This window comes from Seonamhaeicola sediminis (genome assembly GCF_004358095.2).
GTDB classification, from domain to species: Bacteria; Bacteroidota; Bacteroidia; order Flavobacteriales; family Flavobacteriaceae; genus Seonamhaeicola; species Seonamhaeicola sediminis.
In genome coordinates, this window is the sequence record NZ_SMZJ02000010.1 from 20,949 (window position 1) to 33,692 (window position 12,744).

Consider the following 12,744-nt stretch of genomic DNA (forward strand, 5'->3'; position numbering starts at 1 on the left):
AAAAATGATTATACAACTACTTTAGTAACTATTGTCTATTGTTATAGCTTTAATAAACAAAAGTAAATCAAGCAGATTATTGACCTCGTTACGCCTGTTTTAAATAACAGGATGTATTATTTACGGTTTTTCCACATCAATTTTCCCTAAAAACAGTAAAATGTAAAAAATAACACACAAAAACTTGTATGTGTCTATTTTTTTTTTTTTTATGTTTGAAATGACTACAAGTTTATTAAGAAATTAAATTGTGCTTATGTAAGATTTATATTTAAATATGATAATAATTATATTATTTCTCAAGGCATAATTTCTCGTATGAAGAAATCAAAATATTACACAATTTATAAATCTTTTATAGCATTTAGTTTGGTTCCTTGTTTGGGCATACTATTGTTTACAACACCAGTAATACATTATGCTGCTCTTGCCAACCCTACTATTACCTCAAAAACTTTATTTTTCATTAAAGGTATTTTAGTGGCACTTGTATTATGGTCTATCAATTTCTTATTAATCAAGAGCAATACTTTAAATATTAAATTTTCAAAAATAGATATTACACTGTTCCAAGTAATAATTTATCAAATATGCAACAGATATTTATTTCATACTAACTATAGTTTTTCGATAAGGTTTCTGGATTTAATTGCCCTTGGTGGGTTTTATATTATTTTACGAAACATACCAAAAAAAAGTTATATTTTATTATTTTTTGGAGTAATTGGTGCTGGCATAACACAAGCGATTTACGGTAATCTTCAATTATTGGGTTATTATGCGTCTAACCATTCTGGATTTAAATTAACAGGTAGTTTTTTTAACCCAGGTCCTTATGCCGGTTTTTTAGCTGCAGTATTCCCAGTGGCTTTGGGTTTGTACTTATTTAAGGATACGTTGTTGAATCTAGTTTCTTCAAAAGCAAATCTCGTGTACATATCTGTTAAACTTGCTTTAAAATTTATTCCCATTATTGGTGTTATATCAATACTCCTTGTAATTCCTGCCACACAGTCCAGAGGAGCATGGTTGGCTTTAATTGTAAGTAGTGGTCTACTTTTTGAATGCAAATATAAAACAGTTTCAAAATTTATTAAACGAACTACAACTATAAAAAAAACCGTTGTGGCCTTTGCAACCATTCTAATTTTATGGGGAGGCCTTTTTAGTATCTACCAGTTCAAAAGAGGGTCTTCAGACGGCCGACTGTTTATTTGGAAAGTATCTACTGATATTGTAAAGGATTATCCAGTTTTTGGAGTGGGCTTTGATAAGTTTAAAGCACATTACATGAATTATCAAGCCAGCTATTTCAGGGTTAATGGAGAAACACAAGAGGCTTTTGTTGCAGATAATTCGTATTACGGCTTTAATGAGTTTATTCAGTTTTTGGTTGAAAATGGGATTGTTGGGCTGTTATTATTACTACTTGTTTTTTATCAAATTTTAAAGGTATTTATTAAAATTAAGCATTTAAAGTTAGTAGTACTTGCAACACTTTTAAGTATTGCTGTATTTGCTTTCTTTTCATATCCTATGGAAATTCTACCCATTAAATTGGTTATTTTGATTTTGTTAGCTGCCCTAGCTTCTTTTGATAGTAATAAATTTAATGTCCATATAAAATCTACTAAATTAAATGCAATATTAAAACCTGTAATGGCTATAGGTGTATTAATGGTGGTTATTACTGGTTTTAAATATACCAAGGCTCTTGAGCAAAGTATAAAAACATGGAAACTAGCCTTGGAAAGCTACCAATATGGTGATTACGAAACAGCTATTCAGGAATATCAACAAGCATATCCTTTTTTAAAAAACAACGGCGAGTTTTTAATGAATTATGGAAAAGCCTTATCTGTCAATAATCAAGACAGGGAAGCTGTAAAAGTTTTAGAACAAGCTAAAGCACATCTTAACACAACAATAATTGAAACCGCACTGGGCGATACTTACAAAAATCTAAAACGCTATGATAAAGCCGAAGACGCTTATAAAAATGCTGCTAACATGATACCCTCTAGATTTTACCCTTTGTATTTGTTAGCTAAATTATATGATGAAAGCGGACAAATAGAAAACGCATTAGCTATGGCAAACACTATTTTGGAAAAAGAAATAAAAGTGCCTTCTACGGCTATAAAGGAAATAAAGCAGGAAATGAAAGATATAATCACAAAAAATGAATTGTTTAACTAAAACCAAATGCTAATGATATAAAGTATTTCTTAATAACAAAGGAGTCTTTAAAAAGATTTTAATAGCCTAATAGATTGGTCTGTTAAATATTCCAAAAGTAGTATGCCTCTTTAGACTTTAATAATAACAAGTATAAATTTAAAATTTCATAAAATGAAAAGAATAATAAAAGTATTAGGGCTTCTAGCAGTGTTTGTGTTAGCCATGTTTCTAAATACTAATAAAATTAAAACCAGTAAATCTGTAAATTTTAATTTAACAGATGCCATATCGATCAACTCAGCAAATGCAGAGTGTCCACCGTGGATACCACCGTCTTTGTGTGATGATCCACAACCGTATGCTGAAAAACCGGTACCAGTAGATTACACATGCCCAGACTATAGCAAACCAATCAGAGTTTATAATAATGAGTATGATTTAATCGGACATATTGAATATGAGCCAATAATAATTACTGGATCCGATTGTGAATCTGCATGGGGTCCTTGGGACTCTTGTGAGCCTGAATATCCTTGTTAAAACAATTAACCATAATAACCCTAAAATTCAGGGTTATTATGGTATTATAAATAAAAAAGATGAACAATAAAAAAAACTTAATTAAGCTTTCATTTTTTGCTTTTACCTTATTATTCTTTAATTGTGCTAATGAATCAAAAAATAATATTTCATTAAAAAGTATTGATTCAAGTGGTAAAAATGAAAAGATAGAGACAAAAAATGAGGATGTAAAACTCTTAAATGTAAACAATGTAGATGCTACAAAAGTTATTATACCCTCAGATATCTTTAATTCCAGTATGGATTTGAATGACATAATTTATGATATTGAATTGACTCCTCTAGAAACTACTTCAGAAAGTCTTATAGGTAGAATTCATAACATATTGTATGACTCAAATTTTTATTTCATCCACGATAAGAGGAATAATAAATTACTACGGTTTAATGAAAATGGAAAGTTTTTAAATTCAATTGGAGCAATAGGGAAAGGGCCTCAAGAGTTACTTAGTATAAGAGATGTAGCCATTAACGCAGAAAAGAAGTTTATTTCAATTTTAGATTCTAAGTCAAGAAAAGTATCAAGGTATCGCTATTCAGGTGAATTCATAGATTCAAAACCGTTTTACTATATGGTTTCTGAACATGAGTACGGAAATAATTTTTTGGTTTTTGGTGCCTCCATAGTCCAAAAAAACGAAAACATCCCATTAGTTGAATCTTACAGGTTAATAGTAGCGGATACTAATTATGTGCCCTTGGGTTTAGCTTTTAAAACACCTGAGAATTCATTTGTTTATGCAACCACAAGACCGCTTCGTAAATTTAATAATAGTATTTATTATCATCAACCTTTTTCAAACGGCATATGGAAAGCAGAGTATAGTAATTTAATCCCCCTAATAAAGTTTGAGTTTGAAAAAAATGGCTTTCCTAATGAGGTATGGAAACAACAAATTAGCACTAAAGAATTAAGAAGCCTTAAGGATAAACATGTGCATTTCTCGGGAGATTTTTTAATATCTGATAATTTTGGCTTTTTTAAATTCTATTCAAGTGGTAAAGTATCAAGTATAATTTTAAATCTTGAATCACAAAATTTAATGTATGGAAGAGGGCTTAAATACACAAATGACAATCCTTCGATGATGTTATATAGAGAACCTATTGGCGCTGGAGAAAACAATTCATTTGTTGCTAAAATAGATGCAATAGAGTTATTTCACTATAGACAAGCTGTTGAAGACGGAACATTCAAAAACGGTCTCAAATCAGAATACTGGGAAATAATAAAAAACATTAAGGAAACGGATAATCCACTAATTGTTACTTATAAACTTAAAGATTTTTAATGAAGTACCATAAAAAACATATAGTTTTTAGGGGTTTCCTTTTGATGATGTTTGTTTTAGGTTTAATGCTTTTTTTCTTAATAAGAAATAAGAAAGAACAATCGGCTCAATGTTCTACTGAAATTGAGGGATTAAGATCGAGAGTTTTATTACAATCCCGTTATTCTGGTCTCATTAAAATACCTGAAAACAACAAGCTTAAAACTATTGAAGGCGACTTACATTATTTTACAACAGTATTTTCAAAATTAAATCTTGTATTATATATAAATTCAAATCAATGCGATTCTTGTATTAATGATGCTATTGATAAAGTTGAAAACTATTTAAAAAAACATCCAGAATTTAAGTATGTGATTATTTCAAAAGACTTTAATTTAAGAGAATTAAAATTAATGCAGACAAATAGAAATATAAGTACTGAAATCTATTCGCTAACCAATACTGAGCTATCTTTTTTTAACAAAATGGATGAAGTGCAATATCCATATTATTTTACTGTAAATAGTAATCTAGAAGTTTCAAATATATTTTTCCCAATAAAATCATCCTCAATTTTAGAGGTTAGATATTTTGAACAACTAAGTCGCCTAAAATACTAAAATTAGTAAATCACAAACAATAGTTATAATCTGAATAATGAATATAAGATCTCAAAATATCACAACATGTATTTTTCTAATACTTGGTTTTATCACGATATCAGGTTGTGATAATGGAGCTAAAAAGCATGAAGAAGAAACTACAAACAAAAAACAATACCTCCCAGATAAAAACGAGGTAAACATCCTTCTACTCAATCAAGGTGGTTTTAAGAAAGAAATTGTTAGTAATGGGCGTTTAGTAGCATTAGAAAAGAGTAATTTAAAGTTTAAGGTAAGTGAGGAATTACAACAGCTTTACGTTAAAAATGGTGATTATGTAAAAAGGGGACAAGTTTTAGCAAGTCTAAACAATTACACATTTCAGCAAAAAGTTAACAAGGCCCAGTTGGATTTAAAACAAGCTACACTGAACTTTAAAGATTTACAAATCCGTAGAGGTTTTAATCCAAATACGCCAGATAACATACCCCAAGAGGAATATGATAAAATGGCTATAAAGTCGGGCTATAAAAACAGCAAGCACCAATTAGAAACAGCGCAATTTGATTTACGTGCCACCAAACTTATAGCCCCATTTAATGGTAAAGTCGCCAATATTGACACCAAAATTCATGAACAAGTAAATTCAAATAAACCATTTTTAACTCTAATTAACGATACTGTTTTTGAGGTTGTGTTTCAGGTTATAGAATCAGAATTAAATGATATTAATGTAAATGATGTTATTACCATTCAGCCTTTTGCGACAACTAACGCTTATACAGGGAGAATAACAACCATTAACCCACAGGTGGAAAAAGATGGTACCATTTTGATTAGCGCCACAGTTAAAAATGATGGCAATTTATTAGAAGGGATGAATGTAAAAGTGTTTATTCAAAAAGATGTACCTAACCAGTTTGTAGTACCAAAAGCAGCCGTAGTCTTAAGAGACAACCATGAGGTATTGTTTAAAGTACAACAAGGCAAAGCCTTTTGGACCTATGTACAAACCATCTACGAAAATAGTAAACAATACGCTGTAATACCACACCCCGATAAAAGTAGTGCTACTTTAAAAGTTGGTGATACCATTGTTGTATCGAACAATTTGAATTTAGCTCACGACAGTGAGGTTGCCATAAAAATAAAAAACTAAGTATACAGCAGAATTTATGGTGAAATTTTTAATACATAAACCTATTGCTGTTTTAACGACTGCTATAGGAGTACTTATTCTAGGAGCCTACGCCTTGGGTTTTATTCCTGTGTCCTTAATGCCAGATATAGATATACCTGAAATAACGGTTCAGGTGCAGGCAGATAATATGTCTGCTAGACAAATGGAGGATGCCGTGGTAAAACCATTGCGCTCTAGGTTAATGCAGGTAAGTCATTTAAAAGATATCAATAGTGAGGCTAGTAATGAATATGGTGTTATTAGACTGAGTTTTACACATGGAAGTAACATAGACTATGCGTTTATAGAAGTTAATGAAAAGATAGACAGACTAGTAAATAGTTTACCCAAAACTATGGACCGCCCGAAAGTTATAAAAGCCAGCGCCACAGATATTCCTGTCTTTTATTTAAGCATGACTATCAAAGAACCTAAAAAGGTAGATGATAAAACCAATGATCTTTTTCCTGTTTCTCAAGAATTTGTAGACTTCAACAGGTTTGTAAACCAAGTCATTAAAAGGCGGATTGAACAAGTTGAAGAAGTTGCCATGGTAGATATCAACGGTTTGGTGTCTTCCGAAATATTAATTATTCCAGATCAAAATAAATTGAACGCTTTAGGCATTAGGTTATATGATTTAGAATCTGCAATAAAGAACAACGACCTTGATGTAGGAAGCCTACTAATAAAAGACAACCAGTATCAATATGACATTCGCCTGGGAACTTCACTCACCAATATTAAAGACATTGAATCTATTTATATAAACAAGGGCAGTCGTGTATTTCAACTAAAAGAATTGGCAGACGTAATTGAGCATCCTCAAAACAGGACAGGTTTAGTGTTATCGGAAGGCGATGAAGCGGTGACTATGGCCATTATTAAACAAAGTGATGCTAAAATGAATGACCTAAAAACATCTCTTAACCAATTAATGGATGCTTTTAAAAAAGATTATCCGCACATTAATTTTTCAATTACTCGTGACCAAACCAAATTACTGGATTACGCCATCAATAACTTATTTCAAAGTTTACTATGGGGTATGCTTTTGGCATTTGGCGTCATGTTTTTATTTCTAAAAAATGTAAAGTCGCCGTTACTTATTGGTGTTACTATACCTACATCGATAATAGTCTCGCTGTTATTTTTTCATCTTTTAAATATTTCAATAAATATCATCTCATTATCAGGATTGGTTTTAGGAATTGGTTTGATGATTGATAATTCTATTATTGTTATAGATAATATTGGACAATACAGAGAAAGAGGTTATTCATTATCTAGAGCTTGTGTTTTGGGAACCAATGAAGTTATAAAACCTTTATTAAGTTCTGCCTTAACCACCTGCGCCGTGTTTATTCCATTAGTGTTTTTAAGTGGCATTAGTGGTTCGTTATTTTACGACCAAGCCATGGCGGTAAGCATCGGCTTATTTATATCGCTTTTAGTATCAGTTACCTTGCTGCCGACCTTATATCGATTATTTCATTTAAAAGACAGAAAACGCTCTGGTAGGATAACGCGTTTTTTAGAGAAGGCAAATCGCTTTAACTATGAAGCGCTCTACGAAAAAGGATTCCGTTTGATCATGCGAAGACAAAAACTCTCTTGGGTTCTATGTCTACTGTTTTTGCTATTGTCTGTAGTGCTATTTAGTTTATTACCAAAGAAGCAAATGCCTGCAATAACAACTACCGAAACCTTGCTAAAAATTGATTGGAATGAACAAATTAATGTGGAAGAAAACAAAAAACGCACCTTAGCATTATTACAACCCATAAAAGCCCAATTAGCAAACCAAACGGCTTTGGTAGGCACCCAACAATTTATTTTGGATAAAGATGCAGATACAAAGATATCTGAAACCATAATTTACCTAAACGGAACCTCAGAGACTGATATTTACGATGTTAAACTGAGATTAGCCAAAGATTTGGTAGAGCAGTATCCAGAGGCTGTTTATAATTATAATGATGTAGATAATATTTTTAGTCTCATTTTTTCAAGTAAAGAAGCACCTATAGTCGCTAGGTTACGTCATATTGAAAATTTAGGAAGTGCTCAAAATAAGCAGCTAAAGAATTTGTGGTATCAGCTAGACGGTAGTAATGAAAATTTACATTTAAAACCAATTGCTTGGCAGGATTACATGACCTTGGTTGCAGACACCGAAAAACTATTGACCTATAACATTAATATAAACACCTTATTTAATACTTTAAAAACAGCCTTTAATGCTAAAGACATTTTGTCTATTGCAGACAACCAAGAGGTTGTACCTATTGTATTAGGTGGGACTAAAAAATATATTGATAACATTCTCACTGAAACTATGGTGGTTTCTCAAGATAGTACATTTTTTCAGATTAAAGACTTTATAAAAGTAGTTAAAGCTCAAGATTTAAAGCGTATTTCAGGTGGAGTAGAAGGAGAGTATTTTCCAGTGCCATTTAATGTCAGTGATACTGAGATAGAAAATACCATAAGTAACGTAAAGCAAATTGTAGGCAAAAACACCAACTACGATGTTAGTTTTTCGGGTAGTTTTTTCTCTAATCTACAACTTATGGACGAGTTAAAAATTGTACTACTCATATCTTTACTGCTACTATACTTTATTTTGGCTTCTCAATTTGAATCCTTTGTGCTGCCTTTAATTATTCTGTTAGAAGTGCCCATTGATTTAGCAGGAGCCTTTTTGTTTTTAAAACTATTTGATATGAGTATCAACCTGATGTCTATGATAGGTATTGTGGTAATGAGTGGTATTATTATAAACGATTCTATTTTAAAGATAGATACCATCATTCAATTAAAACGCCAAGGTTACTCCTTAATAAAAGCACTTTTAGTTGCCGGCCAAAGACGTTTAAAGCCTATCCTAATGACCAGTTTAACTACCATTTTAGCCTTAGTGCCTTTATTGTTTTCTGGTGGTTTAGGTGCAGAATTACAAGCGCCGTTGGCCGTAGCTTTAATTGGCGGTATGCTTTTAGGCACACTAGTTAGTTTGTATTTTATACCCTTATGTTATTACCATTTTACTAAAAAAAGATGAAACAACACCTCTACATAAAACGAACAATGCTTATAGCAAGCCTATTTTTTGTTAGCACCATAGGCTTTACACAAGAGCAACGTGAGCGGCTTAATGTAAATAAAGTTACTTTGCAAGACATTATTAATTTGGCGAGTAAAAACTCTTTAGATGTTTTTAAAGCCAAACGTAAATACGGTGTAAATTACTGGCGGTTTAGATCTTTTAAATCAAGTCTCTTGCCCAAAATAGATTTCGAAGCTAGACCATTTACCTATAATAGTGCTTTGGTAGAACGTTATGATTCAGAGTTAAATATAGATGTGTTTAGACAACAGCAAACCATAAACACGTTTGCCAATTTATCCTTATCTCAAAATATAGGTGCCACAGGAACGCGCTTATTTATAAACTCCAGTTTTAATAGGTTAGAGAATTTTGGGTTAACAAAACTAGAAACCTATAACGCAACTCCAGTAAGAATAGGTTTAACACAACCTATAATGGCATTTAATACCTTTAAATGGCAAAAGCAAACAGCCCCTTTAGAGTATCAAAAGGCCAAGCAAGATTTTTTATCAGAACTGCAAACCATTAATATAAAAGCGGTCGATTTATTTTTTAAATGGGCACTGGCAAGTCAGAAAGTTGCCATTGTTAGAGAAAATAAAACAACAGCAGAAAAACTATTTAATATAGGCAAAAAACGCTACGATGTGATTGCCATTGAGCGCGATGACCTTTTAAACTTAGAGTTAGACGTTTATAACGCCAATACCACCTTAACGCAAAATTTACAGGCCTTACAAAAGGCAGAGGCAGCTTTGCAATTGTTTTTAAGAGATCAATTGCCCCAAGGTGTATTACCAGAATTACCAGAACTCGTTTCTAATTTAACCATAGATATTAATAAGGCTATTGAGTTGGCCTACCAAAACAATCCAGATATTTTGAACTTAAAGCTAAAAAAAGTAGAAGCTTTAAGAGATTTAGATAGAGCTATAAAAGACAACCGTTTTGATCTCTCGCTAAGTGCTAGTTTTGGTTTAAATCAGCAAGCAAACACCTTTGTTGATGCCTATGGCCGGTTTTTGGACCAACAAATGGTATCTATACAATTCAATATGCCCATTTTAGATTGGGGAGAGCGCAGGGGCAATATTAAAACGGCCAAGATGAATAAGGAGGTAATAGATATAGAATTACAACAAAATGAAGAAAGTTATAAGCAGGAGGTTACCTTAACTGTATTAGACTTTAATTTACAGAAACAGTTGGTCAATGATGCCTTGCGCTCCCGAGACCTCGCGAAAGAATCTTATAACCTTACAGAAAAACGGTTTTTGTCTGGCAATGTAGACTTTTTAAATCTCACTACCTCCCGTAGAGCATGGCAACAGGCCAACGAAAATTATATAAGAACATTGCAAAACTATTGGAATTTGTATTATAAAGTACAGCAGTTAACCCTTTATAATTTTATAAAAGACACCCCTTTAACGCAAGATTTTGACAACATATTAGAAGATTAAAACCATATAGCTATGACATATTCTGAGAGAAAGGAAAAGGAAAAACATTTGTTGTATTTAATTGAGGAGAAACGATTAATCGACATTGAAAAAGTAGCTAATAATTATGGCTGTAGTGTTAGAACCATAAAACGAATGCTACAAAACCTAAGAAATGAAGGCAAAACCATAACCTATTGCAGAAAAAGTAATAAATATCTTCTAAAAAAATAGCAAAGGGACAGAATTTGTCCCTGTAAAGATTTTACTTTGTAGGATAATTATGTAATATAAATACAAAAACCTCTGAGCATCAAGTTAAAAATATAATCACAAATTGTTTAACTAAAAAAAAAGCCTATGATGTAGACTCGTAATACCCAGAGGAAGTCTTTAATTTTATTGGCTAAATGGTTTTCAAGACTAAAACTATTTAATATTCTGCAAAAGTAGTATTTCCTTTAAGACTTTTGAAAAATTAAATTAATAAAAAATAATATTTAAAATTTATAAAATGAAAAAAATAATTGGAGCAATGGTTATTGCAATAATGGCATCAATAAATGCGAATAATATTCCTAATAACTTAACAAGCAAGTTAACCTTAGATAATTTGATTAGTAATGCAAACGCTCAGAGCGAAGATGATCCTTGGACAGCTACAGATGGTTATTGGGATGCTCCAACACCAGAGGCATGCCAGTATGAAAGCTACCAACTTGTATGGAATGGAGATTATGATCAATATGGCAACAAACTTTACGTTTTAGAGGCATGTATGGAAGATGGAACTCTAGATGATTGTGATGCTTGGGGTATATGGTGCCAGCCTCACGGTTGCAGATAAAACAGATCTTTTTAAAGACACCCATCCTCATAATTAAACATAAATTATTGGATGGGTATAACATTTAAATGAGTTTAAAAAAATTATGATGTATAAATTATATACTGTAAGTATTTGTTGTTTCTTAGTATTTAATTGCGCTAAAAAAAGTAAAAATGGCAAAGAATACGATGGAAAAGTTGTAGCGTCTCTAAAAAGCCAGCAGAACAGCATCATCAAACACGAAAGTCACCCTACAAATATTCGAGTCGATCTTGACGAAATTATTGAAGGAAACTTTGATGACTACTTTGATTTTAAAAAAGCCATTTTCCTTGATAATAGCGTGCCAATTGGACAAATATCTCTTATAAGACAATTCAAGGAAAAAATATTTGTTTTAGATAAACATAACACTAAAATGTTTTATTGTTATAACATAAAAGGAGAGCTTTTATGGGTATTTAAATCAAAAGGTAAGGGACCATTAGAATATGCAAAACTTACAGATTTTATTATAAATGAAGAATCTGGTGAAATTGATTTAATTGATTCTCAATCTTATAAAGTCATTAGTCTAGATATTGAAACGGGCAGAGCAAAGTCAGAATTTTATCTGGGTTTTTACGGAAGAGAAATGGCGCTGTACGATAAAGAAAATTATTTGGTATATACTCTAAATTTTGGAGTTAACACTGATTTAAATTATAAACTAATACTTGTTAATAAAAAGCAAGAAGTGAAAAGTAGGATTTTTTTTATAAATCCTTACGAAAAAGATAGACATTCTTTAGGTTTTAGAACCATATCTAAATTTGATAATACTGTTTATTTTAATGAATATTTAAATGATACTATCTATACAATAAGAAACGATACTTTAAGGCCCTCTTTTTATATTGATTTTCAAGACAAAAAATACCCAGAGAATCTAAAAAAACAGTTCTTAAAGGATCAAGAGAAATCCTATGTTAAAAGTGATTTATATGTTAAAAATATCGACCTAATCAGGGAAGATAATGGTATTCTGAACTTTGCTTTTTCCTATAAGAAAAAATACTACACTATGTTTTATGACTCTAATAGCAAAAAGACTTATCTTTTTCATAAACTAAAAAAAGGAAAAGTCGTAGGACACCAAGAGCAAATTTTCCCAAATGGTTATATCAATGATGGCTTTGTAAAAGTTATAGACCCTTATCTTCTAGATGTTAATAGAAAAATGATGGCTTCTAATGAAGGACTAAAACACCATTTTCAAACAAATAAACCCGAATTTTATAACGCTATGATTAATACAAACGAGAATAGCAACCCTGTATTATTTGTGTATGAATTTAAGAAACAAAATTAGTATTATAATACTGATAGCATTACTAATCTCGTGCTTACTTTACATTAATTTGTCTAAAAAACATCCCCGGAATGATGATCCATATGGTAGTCTCAAAAAGGAGTATGCAACAATTCAGAATGAAATAAATAATCTTTCTATCAAAGATTGCAAAATGATTGGTGAGAATAATGATACTGTACTGATTTCAA

Annotated in this window: 10 protein-coding genes; all 10 read left to right on the top strand. The window is 31.3% G+C overall.

Annotated features, from left to right (window positions below):
- Positions 1 to 318: 318 nt before the first annotated feature.
- The 10 genes from E1J38_RS13085 to E1J38_RS13130 all read left to right on the top strand — a co-directional run bounded on the left by E1J38_RS13085 (position 319) and on the right by E1J38_RS13130 (position 12,553).
- Positions 319 to 2,199, top strand: coding sequence for an O-antigen ligase family protein (locus E1J38_RS13085; protein WP_133357312.1), 1,881 nt, complete (start codon positions 319 to 321; stop codon positions 2,197 to 2,199).
- A gap of 153 nt (positions 2,200 to 2,352) precedes the next feature.
- Positions 2,353 to 2,721 (top strand): hypothetical protein, encoded by a 369-nt coding sequence (locus E1J38_RS13090; RefSeq protein WP_133357311.1) that lies wholly within the window; start codon positions 2,353 to 2,355, stop codon positions 2,719 to 2,721.
- A gap of 59 nt (positions 2,722 to 2,780) precedes the next feature.
- Positions 2,781 to 4,055: a DUF4934 domain-containing protein gene (locus E1J38_RS13095; protein ID WP_133357310.1), complete on the top strand. Its 1,275-nt coding sequence runs from the start codon at positions 2,781 to 2,783 to the stop codon at positions 4,053 to 4,055.
- Positions 4,055 to 4,657, top strand: coding sequence for a hypothetical protein (locus E1J38_RS13100; RefSeq protein ID WP_133357309.1), 603 nt, complete (start codon positions 4,055 to 4,057; stop codon positions 4,655 to 4,657). Before E1J38_RS13095 ends, E1J38_RS13100 begins: the two co-directional genes overlap by 1 nt.
- A gap of 37 nt (positions 4,658 to 4,694) precedes the next feature.
- Positions 4,695 to 5,798: an efflux RND transporter periplasmic adaptor subunit gene (locus E1J38_RS13105; protein WP_133357308.1), complete on the top strand. Its 1,104-nt coding sequence runs from the start codon at positions 4,695 to 4,697 to the stop codon at positions 5,796 to 5,798.
- Positions 5,799 to 5,814: 16 nt separating this feature from the next.
- A complete protein-coding gene (locus E1J38_RS13110) occupies positions 5,815 to 8,883 on the top strand; it encodes an efflux RND transporter permease subunit (RefSeq protein WP_133357307.1) in 3,069 nt (1,022 codons plus the stop codon).
- The gene (locus E1J38_RS13115) at positions 8,880 to 10,394 is read left to right on the top strand and encodes a TolC family protein (RefSeq protein ID WP_133357306.1); all 1,515 of its coding nucleotides are present in this window, start codon (positions 8,880 to 8,882) and stop codon (positions 10,392 to 10,394) included. The genes E1J38_RS13110 and E1J38_RS13115 overlap by 4 nt, the downstream gene beginning before the upstream one ends.
- A gap of 12 nt (positions 10,395 to 10,406) precedes the next feature.
- Positions 10,407 to 10,607: a DeoR family transcriptional regulator gene (locus E1J38_RS13120; RefSeq protein ID WP_133357305.1), complete on the top strand. Its 201-nt coding sequence runs from the start codon at positions 10,407 to 10,409 to the stop codon at positions 10,605 to 10,607.
- Between the two features lie 280 nt (positions 10,608 to 10,887).
- Complete coding sequence (locus E1J38_RS13125; RefSeq protein ID WP_133357304.1) at positions 10,888 to 11,220, top strand: hypothetical protein; 333 nt, start codon at positions 10,888 to 10,890, stop codon at positions 11,218 to 11,220.
- A gap of 85 nt (positions 11,221 to 11,305) precedes the next feature.
- Entirely contained in the window at positions 11,306 to 12,553 is a 1,248-nt protein-coding gene (locus E1J38_RS13130; protein WP_133357303.1) for a DUF4934 domain-containing protein, read from the top strand.
- Positions 12,554 to 12,744: the final 191 nt, after the last annotated feature.